The sequence below is a fragment of the Erwinia sp. AC075 genome, from assembly GCF_979253995.1.
The window spans coordinates 835,095-851,646 of record NZ_CEEDEU010000001.1 but is presented as its reverse complement, the minus strand read 5'-3'; the positions used below and the strand labels follow the sequence as shown (position 1 = coordinate 851,646).

The 16,552-nt window shown below is 55.0% G+C and carries 13 protein-coding genes; 4 read left to right on the top strand and 9 right to left on the bottom strand.

From position 1 onward, the window contains the following. Window positions 1-159: 159 nt before the first annotated feature. Window positions 160-597, bottom strand: coding sequence for an ester cyclase (locus AC0IXH_RS03970; RefSeq protein WP_013202618.1), 438 nt, complete (start codon window positions 595-597; stop codon window positions 160-162). A 77-nt stretch (window positions 598-674) separates the two neighbouring features. Between AC0IXH_RS03970 and AC0IXH_RS03965 the strand changes: the two genes are divergently transcribed. Then, window positions 675-1,601, top strand: coding sequence for a LysR family transcriptional regulator (locus AC0IXH_RS03965; RefSeq protein ID WP_231853661.1), 927 nt, complete (start codon window positions 675-677; stop codon window positions 1,599-1,601). A 6-nt stretch (window positions 1,602-1,607) separates the two neighbouring features. On the opposite strand, the gene AC0IXH_RS03960 is transcribed toward AC0IXH_RS03965, so the two are convergent. The 3 genes from AC0IXH_RS03960 to AC0IXH_RS03950 all read right to left on the bottom strand — a co-directional run bounded on the left by AC0IXH_RS03960 (window position 1,608) and on the right by AC0IXH_RS03950 (window position 4,703). Further along, a complete protein-coding gene (locus tag AC0IXH_RS03960; RefSeq protein WP_231853662.1) occupies window positions 1,608-2,666 on the bottom strand; it encodes an HPP family protein in 1,059 nt (352 codons plus the stop codon). A 243-nt stretch (window positions 2,667-2,909) separates the two neighbouring features. Further along, on the bottom strand, window positions 2,910-3,992 hold the full coding sequence (locus AC0IXH_RS03955) for an amidohydrolase family protein (RefSeq protein ID WP_134824358.1): 1,083 nt from the start codon (window positions 3,990-3,992) through the stop codon (window positions 2,910-2,912). A 99-nt stretch (window positions 3,993-4,091) separates the two neighbouring features. Next, on the bottom strand, window positions 4,092-4,703 hold the full coding sequence (locus AC0IXH_RS03950) for a TetR/AcrR family transcriptional regulator (RefSeq protein WP_041692033.1): 612 nt from the start codon (window positions 4,701-4,703) through the stop codon (window positions 4,092-4,094). Window positions 4,704-4,919: 216 nt separating this feature from the next. On the opposite strand from AC0IXH_RS03950, the gene AC0IXH_RS03945 reads away from it, so the two are divergent. Continuing rightward, a complete protein-coding gene (locus tag AC0IXH_RS03945; RefSeq protein WP_134824360.1) occupies window positions 4,920-5,228 on the top strand; it encodes an EthD family reductase in 309 nt (102 codons plus the stop codon). Between the two features lie 61 nt (window positions 5,229-5,289). On the opposite strand, the gene hemB is transcribed toward AC0IXH_RS03945, so the two are convergent. After that, window positions 5,290-6,267 carry a porphobilinogen synthase gene (hemB, locus tag AC0IXH_RS03940; RefSeq protein ID WP_013202624.1) on the bottom strand — a complete coding sequence of 326 codons (978 nt, stop codon included), beginning with the start codon at window positions 6,265-6,267 and terminating at the stop codon, window positions 5,290-5,292. A 173-nt stretch (window positions 6,268-6,440) separates the two neighbouring features. On the opposite strand from hemB, the gene AC0IXH_RS03935 reads away from it, so the two are divergent. Further along, on the top strand, window positions 6,441-7,790 hold the full coding sequence (locus tag AC0IXH_RS03935) for a cation:proton antiporter (RefSeq protein ID WP_013202625.1): 1,350 nt from the start codon (window positions 6,441-6,443) through the stop codon (window positions 7,788-7,790). 18 nt (window positions 7,791-7,808) lie between these two features. On the opposite strand, the gene AC0IXH_RS03930 is transcribed toward AC0IXH_RS03935, so the two are convergent. Together AC0IXH_RS03930 and AC0IXH_RS03925 are read right to left on the bottom strand one after the other, a co-directional pair. Beyond that, window positions 7,809-9,113 carry a flippase gene (locus tag AC0IXH_RS03930; RefSeq protein WP_134824361.1) on the bottom strand — a complete coding sequence of 435 codons (1,305 nt, stop codon included), beginning with the start codon at window positions 9,111-9,113 and terminating at the stop codon, window positions 7,809-7,811. 15 nt (window positions 9,114-9,128) lie between these two features. After that, window positions 9,129-10,109 carry a glycosyltransferase family 2 protein gene (locus AC0IXH_RS03925; protein WP_013202627.1) on the bottom strand — a complete coding sequence of 327 codons (981 nt, stop codon included), beginning with the start codon at window positions 10,107-10,109 and terminating at the stop codon, window positions 9,129-9,131. A 924-nt stretch (window positions 10,110-11,033) separates the two neighbouring features. Here AC0IXH_RS03925 and AC0IXH_RS03920 point away from each other — a divergent pair. Then, window positions 11,034-13,148 (top strand): bifunctional diguanylate cyclase/phosphodiesterase, encoded by a 2,115-nt coding sequence (locus AC0IXH_RS03920; protein ID WP_471720009.1) that lies wholly within the window; start codon window positions 11,034-11,036, stop codon window positions 13,146-13,148. On the opposite strand, the gene AC0IXH_RS03915 is transcribed toward AC0IXH_RS03920, so the two are convergent. Further along, the gene (locus AC0IXH_RS03915; protein ID WP_471720008.1) at window positions 13,145-14,569 is read right to left on the bottom strand and encodes a purine-cytosine permease family protein; all 1,425 of its coding nucleotides are present in this window, start codon (window positions 14,567-14,569) and stop codon (window positions 13,145-13,147) included. The genes AC0IXH_RS03920 and AC0IXH_RS03915 overlap by 4 nt on opposite strands. A 291-nt stretch (window positions 14,570-14,860) precedes the next feature. Then, window positions 14,861-16,381 (bottom strand): acetaldehyde dehydrogenase ExaC, encoded by a 1,521-nt coding sequence (gene exaC / locus AC0IXH_RS03910; protein WP_013202630.1) that lies wholly within the window; start codon window positions 16,379-16,381, stop codon window positions 14,861-14,863. Window positions 16,382-16,552: the final 171 nt, after the last annotated feature.

Genomic DNA, 16,552 nt, shown 5'->3' with positions numbered 1-16,552 from the left:
GAATTTACAGCGGTAAACGTATTTTTTCTTATGTGGCGCTGCCCATTGTTATTGTTGTGATTGTTGGGTTAAGCACCTTTACATTTGTCAGCCATATGGGGTGAATGAATCTCCCCATATTGGCTTTATTATTTTTCGGCAAATAGTTCTGTCGCGTGATTATCCCAGCTGAGGAAACTGCCCCAGTTGGCGGAATAAGCCAAACCAGTCTTCAAGGTGCCAGGTGTGGGTAATACGTCCGGCGGACAGATGATGAAACTCAAAGATCGGGAAACTCACCGGCTTGCCGGTCGGCGGAATGCCCATAAAATTGCCAAGATGGGTGCCGGTGATTTCTGCGCGCACGCCAACGCGACCAGGCGTCTGCATCACCTCATGGACATGAATATGCACATCCGGCATCGCTGCGATAAAGCCGAGAATAATCGGCTTCAAGCCTGCGGCGCCTGGCCCCTGGCCTGGTGCCAGCGGGATGTCCTGCCAGTCGTCGCTGACAACGCGATCCAGTAAATCCGGATCCTTATCGTTAAACGCGCGGTAGATCGTTTCAACAGCGCGACGTTCTGTTAATCCCAGTTCTGTTTCGGCATGGCTCATGGTTGACTCCCGTGGTGTAGATGATTGCCTGAGGATAAAGCGCCCGCTATTATCAATCCAACAAATAACCGATATAGATGACTATACGATTTATGGATTTTCATGGCATCGATTTGAATCTGCTGGTGGCGTTTAATGCGCTGAGTGAAGAACGCAATGTCACCCGCGCGGCCAGCCGTGTAGGCGTCAGCCAGCCGGCGATGAGCGCGGCCCTCGCCCGCCTGCGCACGCTGTTTGGCGATCCGCTGTTCCAACGCAGTGCCGACGGTTTACAACCGACCGCCCGGGCCAGAGAACTGGCGGAACCGATTGGCAATGCCCTGCAACAGCTGGAAGTGACGCTGATCGCCAGACCGGCTTTCGATCCCAGCACGGTGAATCAGACTTTCCGGCTCGGCATGTCTGAATATCCGGCCTATGTGCTGCTGCCTTTACTGAGTCAGGCGCTGGAGCATCAGGCACCGGGGATCCGGCTGACGGTGCTGAATTTCGATCACCGCGATCGGGCAATCGATCTGCTGGATGCGGGGAAAATTGATGCGGCGATTGGCGTGCCGACCGGCCAGCAGAATAACCGCATTCTTTCGCAGCCGCTGTTGCAGGACGAGTTTGTCACGCTGCTGCGGCACGACCATCCGCTGGCCAGCCGCGAGATGGATATGGCGACGTTTCTGCAGCTGAAGCATGTGCTGGTTTCGCCGGAAGGTGATGGCTATGGCCTGGTGGATCAGGTGTTGGCGCAGCAGGGATTACAGCGCATCCGGGCGCTGACGCTGCCACAGATGTTTGCGGCACCCGCGCTGGTCGCCGCCACGGATATGGTGACCACGGTAATGAAGCGCGTTGCGCAGCACGCGTCGGCCACCGGGCAATTACGGATGTTCACGCCGCCAGTGACCTTGCCGGTTGTGCCATTCGACCTGATGTGGCATCGCCGTAACGCCGGATCTTCCGCACAGACGTGGCTCAGAGCGCTGATCGTCTCGCTGGCGTCGTCACTTTAGCGGTGCTCAGGCCGCACGGCCCTTCTCAAGCTGCTCCTGGTACAACGCCGCCAGCACATCGGAGGCGGTCACCAGCCCGACCAGCTTGCCGGCCGGGTCAATCACCAGCGAACACTGCATGCTCTGCAGCGTGAACGGCAACACCAGCTGCTCAACGGCATCATCCGGCGCACAGCGCGGGAAGGCGGTGCACATCACCTGTGAGATGGGATGCGTGGCCAGATCGTCCGGCCGTCTCTCCGCGTCCGCCAGTAAATCCCGCGAGGTGACGATCCCCAACAGCTCACCCGCTTTCGACACCACCGGCAGAACATCGATGCGATGCTGTCGCAGCAGGCTGCCCGCCTCGTGACAGGAGGCATCCGGCTCGATGGTCCACAGCTCGCGGGTCATAAAATCGGCGCAGCGCAGCCCACCAAAATGCCGGCGATGCGCGCGCTGCTCAGCCTGAGACAAAATCGCCTGCAGATCACCCTCATCGATATCAACATACTCGCCACGCGCCGCCAGCACCGCATGCAAATCTTCCCGGCTGACGCCAATCCGCTGCGCCGGCCTGACCGGCGTTTTATCGGCGGCGTTGACCGGTGCGGCGTGAGGATAGCGTCGACGCAGCGCATTGTTGAACACCAGCGCCACGGCGGTCAGTAACAGCGAATTCACCAGCACCGGCACGATGGCAAACGCCCAGCCAAGATGGCTAATCGCCGGTCCGCCGAAAACGGCGGTCAGCGCCACGGCACCACTCGGCGGATGCAGGCAGCGCAAAGAGAACATCAGGGCGATGGTCAGGCCCACGGAGATCCCGCCCGCCAGGCCGCTATGCCCTATCCATTGCGCACAGGCAACACCGATCACCGAGGCCAGCAGATTGCCGCCAATGATTGACCAGGGTTGCGCTAAAGGACTGGCAGGCACGCCAAACAACAGCACCGCAGATGCGCCCATCGGCGCAATAAACCACGGGTTGGCTTCGCCAAGCATCAGGTGGGACAACTGAAAGGTGGCGGTGAGCGCAATGGCGGCACCGATGGCGGCAGCCAGACGTTCTTTCAGGGAAGGCACGGTCGCCTGCGGCCAAAAGGTGCGGGCCCAGCGGATTAGGGGGAATATGAGCTTCATCAATATAGGGGGGAAGTGTCCGGAATAAAAATAAGGCTAGCATTTTAGCTAGCCAAGATAACGATAGCCAGATAAATGGCGATTAACTCAGAGAATGCCCGGTCGGCGAATCTTTGTAAACCGGTCAGGCGTTCAGGCGGTCAACTGATGCTACCTGCCTTCCCTGCCGCGTGAGGAATGCGAGGCTTATGCGCCGAGGCGAAGAATCGATGTGGCATTTCCCCAGGCAACCGCATTACGCTCCTGCTCAGTGATATTGGCGGTTTTAAGCCAGTTCACCGCAATTTCGGTGCTTTCAAACGGGTAGTCGATCGAGAACATCACATTTTCACTGCCCATTGAATCCAGCGCACACCTGAGCGCGGCATCATTACAGACACCCGAGGTGGTGATGGTGATGTTCTTTTTGGCATACCAGGAAGGCGGATGCTTGATGGCAAACGTCTGATTGGCAATTTGATAGCGGCTATCCAGACGCCACAACTGGATGGGTAGCGTCTCGCCCATATGGCCCAATATCACCCGCGCGCCAGGGTAACGGTCAAACGTCCCGCTGAAAATCAGCCTCAGCGCATGGGAACAGGTTTCTACTGCCCAGCTCCAGACCGGCCCCCACATCTCAGGGTGACCTGCAAACATATGCGGGTAGTCTGGTGGGTTGCCAGGGTGAATGTAAATCGGCACGTTCAGCGCTTCTACGCGCTCCCAGAACACGTCATAGCGGCGGTCATCCAGATACAATCCGTCCGTCTCGCCGTTGATCATGCCACCCTGCATATGAAGCTGTTTTACGCAGCGCTCCAGTTCATTCGCCGCCGCAAGCGGATCCTGCATCGCCAGGTGGGCAAAACCGCCGTAACGACGGGGATTCTTTTGCATCTCGGTGGCCAGTTTGTCATTGGCATAACGGGCCAGTCGCACCGCCTTCACTTTGTCAGGCTCGGCCTGCACGCCAGGACCGGATAAGGACAGCACGGCAAAATCCACGCCATTTTTATCCATAATTTCCAGCCTGCCCTTGCCAAAATCAGACAACGGGGTGACCACTTTATCCACCAGCCCATTGCGCAAGTTCTGCTGAGTTTCATGCAGGTAGCCAACGAACTCAGGCAGCATGAAATGCTCTTCAAGAGCAATGATGCGCCGGGGCGGTTGAACGGCGGCAGGTTCGACAGCCGCCGCCGAGGCAAAATGGCTGCTTCCTGCAAATACGGTGCTTCCCGCCATCACGGCGGTCGCATTCTTAAGAAAATCACGACGATTGGTCATATCAGGGCTCCGGCCACAATTAGGAAACGAATATCGTTTCCTAATTAAGATAACCGTAACGCGGCCTGAAATCGTCTGGCACCTCGTTGCAAAACGTAATCAGTTGAAAGCGCGTGTTAACGACGGGCGGGAGGCCAACAGCATGGGGCTGAAATCTTGCAGGATCTGTGCAATCCGCGGCTGGGGGTTGTAGGTCGGAACCGGCGGCAGGATCCCCAGCGAAATATCACGCAGCAGCGGCGTCACGATCAGCGACTGAAGATAGACCGCTGAATTTGCTGGCCAGAGCGGGTTTAGCAACCCCGCCGCCCTCACCGCGTTCAGCCAGCCGTCGAGCACACTGCCAGCGGTATCAAAACCATTGGCCCGGTACAGCTTGAGGTACTCTGCTTTTTTCTTTAACTCTCCCTGAAGAAACTGATAGATCACCACGGATTCCAGAGAGAGCACCCGCTGCATGAGGGTGATGAAAAAGGCTTCCAGCAATGCGATAACCTCCTGCTCAGTCGCAGGTAAAGCCGGGGCCACAACCTCACTGGTGGAGGTCCATTTCGCAATCATGCCTTCGACGATGGCGTCTTTGTTGCTGAAAAATTTATAGATGGTTTTTTTAGCCAGACCGCCTCGTTTGGCGATCTCATCAATGGTAAGACTGGCCATATCCCGCTCAACAATGAGGATGAAGGCGGTATTGAGTACCTTGTCACGCACGTCACTTTCCGGCGCGGAGGGTCTGCCTCGGGTCTGGTTATCAGTCATTATCGGGTCACTCTGGCATCCGGTTTGCGGTAATTTAGTCATTCCCCGGAGGCATGTAAAGGACAGGCACCCAATGACTCCAAAGCGCTAATCGCTTCGTTGACATCCTCGCTATACTAGAGGGCACGGTGCGGTAAGCGTACCGGGGAAACTCAATGAGGTGAAGGTTTGATTAAATACAGCGTGCTCTATCCGACTACTGAAAACGGCCACTTTGATCATGACTACTATCGCGACGTGCATCTGCCGTTAATCAAAGCGCGGATGGGCGACTATCTGGTCTCGTACAGCATCGACAAAATTCTCTCTGCCCCCGATGGCACGCCAGCGCCATACGTCGCGGCCTGCCATCTGATCTGCCATTCTGCCGAAGCGTTGCAAAAAGGCATGGCGGGACATGTGGATGAGATTGTCGGTGATGTCGATAACTTCACCAACATTACATCGGTGAAATGGATCGCGGAAGTGGTGGTATAACCCGCCCCCAGCAGGCATAAAAAAACCGGCTCAACGGCCGGTTTTATCACGCACTGCCAGACTACAGCAGTTTCTTCTCGGCCAGCTCCAGCGCGAAGTAGCTGAAGATCAGATCGGCACCGGCGCGCTTAATGGCACCGAGACTTTCCAGCACCACATCACGCTCGCTGATTGCGCCAGCCTGTGCGGCAAACTTGATCATCGCGTACTCACCGCTCACCTGATAGGCCGCCAGCGGCAGTTCAGTGTGGTCGCGGACGTCACGGATGATATCCAGATAGGCGCCGGCAGGTTTGACCATCAGCGCATCGGCACCTTCGGCCTGATCGATTAACGATTCACGCAGCGCTTCGCGGCGGTTCATCGGGTTCATCTGGTACGTTTTACGGTCGCCCTTCAGAGAAGTGCCTGCCGCTTCACGGAACGGGCCGTAGAACGAGGAAGCAAACTTGGTCGAGTAGGACATGATGGCGGTATCGGTGAAACCGGCGGCATCCAGCGCGTGACGAATGGCGGCAACCTGGCCATCCATTGCCGCGGAAGGCGCGATAAAATCGGCACCTGCGTGAGCCGCCGCAACGGCCTGTTTGCCGAGGTTAATCAGCGTGGCGTCGTTATCCACGCCATGGTCGTGCAACACGCCGCAATGACCGTGGGTGGTGTACTCACAGAAGCAGGTGTCGGACATCACGATCATTTCCGGCACGGTCTCTTTGCAGATCCGCGACATACGGGAAACCAGACCGTTTTCCTGCCATGAGTCACTGCCATCCGCGTCGGTATGATGCGAAATACCAAAGGTCATCACCGAACGGATACCGGCCTTAGCAATACGTTCAATTTCATAGGCCAGACGCTTTTCAGGAATGCGCATGACGCCCGGCATCGCCTGAATGGCTTTATAGTCATCAAGACCTTCTTCAACGAAAATAGGCAATGCCAAATCGTTGATACTCAGTGAAGATTCCTGGAACATGGCGCGAAGAGACGGGGTCTGACGGAGACGTCGTGGACGTTGATTAGGCGTATAACTGGACAAAACAACCTCGGTTTAGCGGAGGATCGCTGAAGAAGAAAGTCGTCAGCGAGAAAAAATGAGTCTGCTAACAGTATACCTCTGAACGCCCGCTGACAATCTTTGCGGCGGCGCGCGGCACAGAATGCGTAATTTTATCGTCCATACTTAACGGCTCAACACAAAAAGGAGAAGCAATGGGATTTCTTGGCTGGACCGCCGCTACGGGTGGATTATTACTGTTAATGACGCTGGCATCGGGCTGGATCAAACGTGGCCCGATTACCGCATTTGCGTTATATCTCGCCGTGGGCATTGCCTGCGGCCCCTGGGTGCTCGGCTTATTATCGATTGATATTGCGGCCCATGCCGAACTGGCAAAAAATCTCACTGAGATCGCCATGGCCGCTTCGCTGTTTATTACCGGGCTGAAGCTCAGGCTGCCGCTAAAAAGTCAGGGCTGGCGGATTGGTCTGCGGCTGGCGTTTCCGGGGATGCTGCTAACGGTGCTGGGAGTCACCGTGGTGGCGCACTATCTGGCGGACCTCTCCTGGCCGCTTTCGCTGGCCTTTGGCGCGATCGTCGCCCCGACCGATCCGGTGCTGGCCAGCCTGATTTCGGTTAACGATGCCCGGGATAGCGACAACCTGCGGGTTTCCCTCTCCAGCGAAGCCGGCATGAACGACGGCACCGCCCTGCCGCTGCTGATGCTGGCGGTGATGCTGTTGACCACCCAGGGCGAGTTAACGCTGCCTGACTTTGCGCAATGGGCGCTGGTCGATGTGCTTTGGGCGATTGTGGGCGGGCTGGGGATCGGCTTTATTCTCGGCCGGTTTGTTGGTCAGTACATCACCCATTTGCGCCACCGGCATCAGGATGTCGCCCCGAATGACTTTCTGGCGCTGGCGCTGATTGCCCTGAGCTATGCCGCCGCCCAGGCGCTGGATGCTTCCGGCTTCCTCGCCGCCTTTGCCGCCGGTGTGGGGCTGCGTCGCGCAGAAATGCGGGTGATTAACCGTCAACCGGCCGATGACTTTACCGACAGCGACAATCGTCCACCGGCTGAGGTGCTGGTCAATCCGCATATCCGCCACGCGCCGGGCGAAACCAATGCCGCCAGCTCGGTTGGCCTGGTGGTTGGCGATGCGCTCTCCTTCGGTGACACGGTGGAACGGCTGTTCGCCGCCGTGATCATCATTGTGTTGGGCGTTACGCTGGCCCATCACTGGGATCCACAAGGTCTGCTGATGGCGGTGATACTGTTTCTCGTTATCCGCCCGGCTTCGGTGTGGATCGCCACCGCCGGCATGAACGCGCCGCGCAATCAGCGCCTGATTATCGGCTGGTTAGGGATTAGAGGGATTGGCAGTATTAACTACATTGCCTGGGCCTACACCCATGGCGTGGCGGGAGGAGAAGTCACCCGAATGGCGAATATGGCCTTCACGCTGATTGTCGCCAGCGTCATCGTGCATGGCGTGTCGGTAACGCCGTTGCTGAACTGGCGGCAGGCAAAAATTGCCGCCAGACAGAAAAAGGACGATTAAAAACGGCGCGGGTTAGCCTTAACCCGCGTTTTCTTTCGGCGCTTCAAATCCTCGTGGGCTCTCTTTCAGCAGATAGCTCTTGAGGATATTGTGTTTGATCATAATGCGCAGGATGCCGAGGAATACCAGGAACTCGGACAGCACCAGCGAACTCGCCGCGCCAATCGCGCCAAACTGCCATGCCAACAGCGCACAGACCGGCACGTTAATCAGGCCAACAATAAACATCACATGCATACGCTGCTTGGCCAGCCCGTGAGGGATCAGGATTTGCAGCCCCGCCGGGTAGCTGACGTTACCGAAGATAAATCCGCACACCATCACCCGCAGCACGTTGGCCGATTCGTGGAAATCGGGGCCCAACAGCAGCTTGACGATTAAATCCGCGAAGAAGAAGGTGAACACCACAATAAACACGCTAATACCGAAGGAGAAGGTAATGCTTTTGCGGGTGGCGTGGATCACCGCATGCGGATCTTTATGGAACAGATAGCTGACGCGCGGGAAGAAGGCATTACCAATTTGCTCAGGCAAGGTATTGGCGGCTTTCTTCAGGCGGTCGCCGCCGTTATATAGGCCAACCATATAATTGCTGGTCATGCTGGCCAGGATTAACACGTTGACGTTGTTAAACAGGTTGGCGCCGGCAATCGCCAGAAAGACATGCAGACTGTCTTTAATGCGTTGCATGATTTCGCGCGGCTCAAAGCGGTAAAAACCAATTACCTTCATATTGACCACGAAATACAGGGTGATCACCGCGGTAATAGTGGCCGTTACGCCCGGTATCAGCGCCGCCAGCCAGGTGTCATCCGGGGTTTTCACCAGCAGGAAGGTCAACGGAATAGAACAGAACTGCCCGACGGTGGAGATCAGCGCGGTTTTCCCCAGCTTCTCAAAACCCTGCATCAACCAGCCAAAGGACAGCAGCTGGCCATATAAGACCGTTGAGTTCGCCAGCACAATGAAGAATAAATTGTGCCACTTCGGGTTAAACCAGGTGACCAGCAGCAGGATCGCCAGCGTGGCGGTCCCCATAATCAGCTTGGCATTGAAGGTTGACCAGAACAGCTGGGTCACCTTGCTTTTGTCTTCCCGGTGCTGCGCGATATCCTTGGTGGTGTAAACGTTAAAGCCCCAATCGGAGATGGTACTGCAGTACATGACGCAGGCCAGACCCAGTGCCAATACCCCCATATGCTCTACACCCAAAATACGGGCAAGGTAGGGCAAGGTGACTAACGGAAAAATAAAGGAGGCGCCACGCAGCCCCAACAAAGAAAAAATATTAATGATTAAACTTTTATCAAATACCTTAGCCATCAGCCCTTAACCTTTTCAAGAAACCGTCATACTGCGCAGATTCTGCCTGACTTTGATCAGATTAGAGTATAATTCCGGCTTCCTTAACAGTAGCCAGTTGGTAACAGAGCCTGGTTTCAGACTTTTCCCCAAATAGTGAATCGCGTGGGTGACATAGGCAGGAACGCTGCGGTTATCGGCAAGTGCCAGGTTAATCATTAACTTGAACGAGTGAATCAGATACAGCCGGCGCAATTCGGCCAGTTCCTTTTGATCGTCCACCGCCCTGAGTAATTTCTCATAGGAACAGACAAAAGCATCATAACGCTGGCGGAAAAAGCTTTCGCTCTTCACGCTGTTGGTTAAAGAGCCGCTGCGAATACGTTGCTTATAGTAAAGATTCTGACTGACAAATGCGCTTCGGCTGCGCAAAAACACTTCCAGCGTAAAACAATGGTCTTCATGCAGACGCTTAACATATTTTAATTGGTAAGTTTCGATGACCTCTTTTTTCAAAATATAATTCCAGGTCGCCGAGGTATAGGCCCCTGAACGCAGTAAAGAGGCAAAAACCTCCTTTGGCTTCATTAAGCCAAATTCGCGGTGCTCGACTTTGCCATAGGTGCGCCCGGAGTCATCATCCTCAAACATCTGCGAGTTGAAGCAAAACAGTTCCACTTCGGGGTGCAGGGCCACGGTGTCGCTCAGCTCTCTGAACAGGCCGTCGCATACCACGTCATCCGGGTCACAGCAGAAGATGAACTCACCCTGCGCCATCGCAATGCCGACGTCGCGTGCATTACCCAAGCCACCATTGGCAATGGTCACCACTTTTACATTGTCCAGCGCACCGTACTTTTGCTCCACCAGCGCCAGAGTATTATCGGTAGATCCATCGTTAATGATAATAAGTTCATTCGGCGAAGGAATTTGACTCAGCAATGAATCAATACATTCAACAATATAATTCCCAACATTATACGCAGGAATAATGACTGACAACAATTTAGCTGACATAGGTCTCATCTCTTGTGAGAGTGGAATGCCTGCTAATTAACAACAATACCAAAATAAAATCAACGCAGAATGAGCCGCCCTGCGCTTATTCGGATTAATACCAGGAATAACGCTTAAATATTATAAAGCATGTCATTTTTTACATTTCTAAGTTAATTCAACCTGGCTCAATAATAAGATAAGCGAACCTATTAAAATTGATGTCAGATGATAATCTTTATGCGGCCAATCAGAAGGAATGATTATTTATTTCCGCAAAGGATGTTTTATTCCAAAATCTCACTACAACCAAGGTTAAACAAACTGTGGTATTAGGATAATCCTCAGTCCATCCCCTTAAAAAGGTGTGTCCACCGCCGAAGGCTAATTCACCGCAACGATTCACTCATCCTCAAAGAAAGCCATAAGGCATCAGGGATAACAAAACATTTAAGCCAAATACCTGTTTATCCGCTGTGATGCACAGGCGAAACCTGGTTACACATATTTTTATCGCTGGTAAGACGGCAATCTCACAGCCGCAGCGGCCTTTGTAACAACCCGGCAAGAATAATAAGGAATAATCCTATGTTATTGGCGATAAAACAGCGTGCGGCAAATCTGGACACTTACAGATCGCTAAACTGTCGACGCCCTGCCCTGCGTTTTTACCCCGTAATGATTAACGCATCGCTTTTACAGTTTTAAGTCAAATTCCCCCACGGCAAAAAGTAAAAAAACTTCATCAGTTAATTTTCACTTCACATATAAATCTGTGGAAAATCAGCTGAGCCGCACGTTTCAGGCGCAGAAAAAAGACAGAAATCAGATTTATGCTAGCCTGAAAGAAGGTCCGTCCTTCGCCGCAGGCTGATAAAAAACATGAAGATATCAGACAGTTTCCGTCTCCACTTTGTTCGTGAAGTTCTTGTTCCTCTGGTTTTAGTGTTGATTATTACTTTTGTGGCAGCCAGCTTTACCGTCTGGTGGGCGACCGCAAAAAGCAATGATATTGCCGCTGCACAGCAGCAACAGATAATAAAAACTTCACTTTCTCAAAGCCTTGACGAAATGATCAAGCAGCATCGCAGCCTGGCGCTGTGGCAACCGCTTGCCCGACGACTGGCCAGATCGCCGCAAGATACCGTCTGGCTTAATCAAAACGTGGGCGACTGGCTGTCGACGATGTTCGGCCATCAGCTGGTCTATATCCTCGATGCGAACAACCAGCCGGTCTATCGCTGGGAGAACGGTCGCAACGTGGCGGTTTCTCAGTTTGCGCACCTGCAGCAACCGGTACAGACCTTTATGCAAAAGCTGAAGGTGCCCTATGCCAGTCAAAATGGTCATCGTGAGGTGATCGACTTTACCCTGATCGATAACCGCCCTGCCGTGCTGGCCATGGGCAATATAGAAGGAGAACGTGGCCGTTCAAGCCCGTTCACCCTGGTCAGCGTTAAGTATCTCGACAATACCTACCTGAGCTCACTCTCCCAGCGCAGCCTGCTGAAAGATCTTCGCTATACCGATGGCAATCCCATTGCGGACGGCGCCAATTACCTGTTAACCAGCCATAGCGGTCAGTCTCTCGGCCACCTCTCCTGGCAGCCCGATCGGCCTGGCACACGCATGCTGGCGGTGATCGGCCCGCTGGTCGCCATCGTGGTGTTAATTATCACCGCGATCTGCGGCGTGATGATCCGCCGCCTGTGGCTCTCTTCCCTGCGGCTGTCGCAGTCGGTGCTACAACTCGGCGCCAGCGAGGCACAGGCACAGCATCTGGCCTTCCATGATGTGCTGACCGGTTTGCCCAACCGCGCGATGGTGGAGGAACGCCTGACGCAAGCGTTAGGCAGACTGATGCGTAACGGCGACAAGGTGGCGTTACTGTTATTAGACCTGGACAGATTTAAGCTGATTAATGACACCTACGGCCATCACGCCGGGGATGATTTGATTATTGAAGTGGGCCACCGGGTCAGCAGCCTGGTGGGCGAACAGAATACCGTTGGCCGACTGGGCGGCGATGAGTTTGTGGTGATCCTTGATGTGGTCAGCTCTCCGCGCGAGATCCAGACCATGTGCGAGCAGATTATTGCCGCGCTCTCGCGTCCGTTTACCCTGCTCGGCAGCGATACCTGGATTGGGGTCAGTATCGGCGTGGCTATTGCGCCGGAGGATGCGGTCGATCGCTCCGAGATGATGCGCAAAGCAGATATCGCGCTGTACGAAGCCAAAAGTCAGGGACGCGGGCAGTACCGGGTGTTTGAGCGGGCGATGGATGAGTCGGTGAAAACCCGCCAGCAAATCGCCGCCGATTTGCGTCTGGCGATGCAAACCAAAAAGGATCTGGCGGTGTTCTATCAGCCGCTGATGGACATTTCCGGGCAGAAGGTGGTGGCACTGGAAGCGCTGATGCGCTGGAATCATCCGGTTCATGGCGCGATCTCACCGAGCGAATTTATCCCGCTGGCCGAAGAAATGGGGCTGATTATTCAGATTGGCGAATGGGTGCTGCGGGAAGCCTGCCGCGTCTCGCTCAAGTGGCCGGATCTGACCATTGCGGTTAACGTCTCGCCATTGCAGTTCCGCGCGGCCGGCTTTGTCGAGCGTTTTAAGGCGATTGTGAAGCAGGAAAAAACCCTGGCGACGCGCATTGAGCTGGAAGTGACCGAAGGCGTGCTGATTGAAGACGAAAAAGGCGCGCAGGAGACGATGAAAAAACTGCGCGAGGCCGGCTTCCGCATCGCGCTGGACGATTTTGGCACCGGCTACTCAAGCCTCAATTACCTCAGCCATTTCTCGGTCGACAAAATCAAAATCGACCGCTCGTTCACCCAGTCATTGGGCGTGACGGAGAACTCGATGGCGATCATCGAATCGGTGGTGAAACTGGGCCAGGCAATGGGTCTGACGGTGACCGCAGAAGGCGTGGAAACCCACGGACAGATGGCAGCCCTGGCAGAAGCCGGATGTAATCAGCTGCAGGGCTACCTTTTCTCTCAGGCGGTTTCCGAAGAACACATCGTTGAATTACTGGCGCAGCGAAAAGCCAGTTAACCCTGCGGCAGCACGGTGGCCTGTAAACGGGCCGCCTTATTGCGCTGATTGACCAGCAGCCAGCTCAGCGCGGTAAACACCCAGCCGATAATCCAGGAAACATCATTCCCGTCGAACAGGTACACCAACGAGCCGCTGTAGAAACCATTGGAGATAAACGGCAGCTGGATCAACACGCCCGCCACATAGGTGGCAATCCCCACCAGATTCCAGCGCTTATACCGACCGTCAGGATCGGACAGTGCCGGAATGTCGATATGCCCACGGGTAATAAAGTAATAATCCATCAAATTCATGGCGCTCCAGGGCACAAAGAACGCCAGAAGGAACAGCAGGAACTGGGTGAAGGATTTGAGGAACGACGGCGCGCTAAGCATCGCAATCGCACAGCTGATCAGCACCATACAGACAATAAAAGTAATCCGTCCGGCTTTGCTGATGGTGGCAGTCTTGCGGAAACCACAGACGATGGTGGTCAGCGACATAAAGCTGCCGTAGGCATTTAAGGTAGTGAAGGTGATTTTGCCGAAGCAGATGGAAAAATAGAGCACCAGCGCCAGCGTCCCGCTCGATCCCAATCCCACGATGTAACCCACTTCATTGCCCGAGAACGCCTTTCCGGCCAGCGCGGCGGCAATTACGCCCAGCGTCATCGACAGCTGGGTGCCCAACGCAGTGCCGGCAAAGACGGCGAAGAAGGTTTTACCCGCCGAGACGTTACGCGGCAGATAGCGCGAGTAGTCAGAGACGTAGGGGCAAAAGGCAATCTGCCAGGAAGACGACAGCGACATCGCCAGCAGGAAGTTCGCCAGCGAGAAGTGATTATTGCTTAGCAGCGCGCCAATATCGTTCTCCAGCAGCAGCCGGAAGAACAGATAGATAAAGGTCAGCACGCCAACCACGCTGGCCACTTTGCCCAGCCCGTGGATCAGCCGGTATCCCAGCGTGGCAACAACGATAATGATCAACCCAAAGCCGATAATCCCGGCCCTGTCGCTGATGTTCGCCAGATGCGCCAGCGCCTGCCCGGCCAGGACCGTGCCGCTGGCCGAGAAGCCGATATACATCACGCAGACCAGCACCAGCGGGATCACCGCGCCATACACGCCGAATTGCGTCCGGCAGGTGATCATTTGCGGCAGGCCCAGCCTCGGCCCCTGCACGGCATGCAGCGCCATAATCCCGGCACCGAGTATCTGCCCCACCAGCAGCCCAATCAGCGACCAGACCACATCGCCGCCCAGTACCACGGTTAACGCGCCGGTGACAATTGCGGTGATTTGTAAGTTGCCGCCGAACCACAGGGTGAACTGGCTGAAGACGTTGCCGTGACGTTCGGATTCGGGAATGTAGTCGATGCTGCGGGTCTCAATCAGTTTGCTTTCTGCACGCTCGGTACGCGCAGAGGATACGGATGACATAACCAACTCCTTGCCTGAAAGGGAGCCGCCCGCTCATGGGAACGACATGAGGCGAGGAGGCGCGATGATGTGTGCGGGTTGTGTTGTTTAGTCTTGTATATACAACCCTATGGCAGCGTGCCATATTTGGCTTTAGTCGGCAAGATGATGGGTCATAACAAAAACCAATGTGTGAGGCCGCGCAAACGCGCGTGGAGGTGAGGTGCAGGCGTTTTTAAACCGGTCGAGGTTATGGCGGGGAACAGCATAAACAGGGCCGCTATTGCGGCCCTGTTGGGTGATGCGCTTACATCAGAAGAAGCCCAGCGGCTCAATGCTGTAGCTGACCAGCAGGTTCTTGGTTTGCTGGTAGTGATCGAGCATCATTTTATGGGTTTCACGGCCAATACCGGATTTTTTGTAACCCCCGAAAGCGGCATGCGCCGGATACAGGTGGTAACAGTTGGTCCAGACGCGTCCGGCTTTGATCGCCCTGCCCACGCGATACGCGCGGTTGATGTCGCGGGTCCAGACGCCGGCACCGAGGCCATAGATTGAGTCGTTAGCAATGGCGATCGCTTCGGCCTCATCCTTAAAGGTCAGGATGCCCACTACCGGTCCAAAAATCTCTTCCTGAAACACGCGCATACTGTTATTGCCTTTCAGCAGCGTCGGCTGAATGTAATAACCGGTGGACAGACCGCCTTCCAGTTTTTCCACCCCGCCGCCGGTCAGCACTTCAGCGCCTTCCTGCTGAGCGATTTCCAGATAGGAGAGGATTTTGTCGAACTGTTGCTGTGACGCCTGCGCGCCAACCATGGTGTCGGTATCCATCGGATCGCCGCGCTTAATGGTTTTCACGCGTTTCAACACCGCTTCCATAAAGGGTTCGTAAATGGACTCCTGCACCAGCGCACGCGACGGACAGGTACAGACTTCGCCCTGATTAAGGAAGCCCAGCACCACGCCTTCCGCCGCTTTCTCAATAAAGGACGGTTCGGCCTGCATGATGTCTTCGAAGAAGATGTTTGGCGATTTACCGCCCAGCTCCACCGTGGACGGGATCAGGTTCTTCGCCGCCAGCTCAAGGATATGGCCACCGGTTGCGGTGGAGCCGGTAAAGGCCACCTTGGCGATACGCGGATTGCCCGCCAGCGCTTCACCCGCTTCACGGCCATAACCGTGAACCACATTCAGCACACCTTTCGGCAGCAGGTCGGCAATCAGTTCCACAAACAGCGTAATAGACAGCGGCGTTTGTTCAGCCGGTTTCAAAATCACGCAGTTGCCGGCAGCCAGCGCGGGCGCCAGTTTCCACGCGGCCATCAGCAGCGGGAAGTTCCACGGGATAATTTGCGCCACCACGCCCAGCGGTTCGTGGAAGTGGTACGCGGCGGTGAATTCGTCGATCTCCGCAGACGATCCTTCCTGAGCGCGAATACAGCCGGCGTAATAACGGAAATGATCCACCGCCAGCGGCAGGTCGGCGGCCAGCGTTTCGCGCACCGGTTTGCCGTTGTCCCAGGTTTCGTTTACCGCGATAAATTCCAGATTCTCTTCCAGCCGGTCGGCAATTTTCAGCAACGCCAGTGAACGCGCCTGAACAGAGGTTTTGCCCCAGGCGTCGGCAGCGGCATGGGCTGCATCCAGCGCTTTTTCCACATCATCTTTATCGGAACGGGGGAACTCACCGATCACCGATCCATTTACCGGCGAGGTGTTCTCGAAATAGGCCCCGTTAACCGGCGGCACAAACTCACCGTTGATAAAGTTGCCGTACTGAGACTTCAGGGTGATCAATGAATCTGTAGTGCCCGGATATGCATAACGCATGGTGGTTTCCTCGGAGTAAATTCGCCGGAGCGATTTAACAATCAAATAACTCATCATTAACAATATTGATAAAAATGAGCATGTCAGATTGCCGAAGAGGAAACTGTGACGGGAGTGCCATGAAAGCGGGTCGGGAAGCCATCATTGTGAGGTAACGCACAACAATGGCCC

What these genes read in the sequence shown, in the direction of transcription:
- AC0IXH_RS03915 (WP_471720008.1), bottom strand. Translation starts at nt 14,569, where the DNA reads ATGTCATCCGTATCCTCTGCGCGTACCGAGCGTGCAGAAAGCAAACTG.
- AC0IXH_RS03970 (WP_013202618.1), bottom strand. Translation starts at nt 597, where the DNA reads ATGAGCCATGCCGAAACAGAACTGGGATTAACAGAACGTCGCGCTGTT.
- AC0IXH_RS03930 (WP_134824361.1), bottom strand. Translation starts at nt 9,113, where the DNA reads ATGGCTAAGGTATTTGATAAAAGTTTAATCATTAATATTTTTTCTTTG.
- AC0IXH_RS03955 (WP_134824358.1), bottom strand. Translation starts at nt 3,992, where the DNA reads ATGACCAATCGTCGTGATTTTCTTAAGAATGCGACCGCCGTGATGGCG.
- AC0IXH_RS03965 (WP_231853661.1), top strand. Translation starts at nt 675, where the DNA reads ATGACTATACGATTTATGGATTTTCATGGCATCGATTTGAATCTGCTG.
- AC0IXH_RS03935 (WP_013202625.1), top strand. Translation starts at nt 6,441, where the DNA reads ATGGGATTTCTTGGCTGGACCGCCGCTACGGGTGGATTATTACTGTTA.
- exaC (WP_013202630.1), bottom strand. Translation starts at nt 16,381, where the DNA reads ATGCGTTATGCATATCCGGGCACTACAGATTCATTGATCACCCTGAAG.
- AC0IXH_RS03925 (WP_013202627.1), bottom strand. Translation starts at nt 10,109, where the DNA reads ATGTCAGCTAAATTGTTGTCAGTCATTATTCCTGCGTATAATGTTGGG.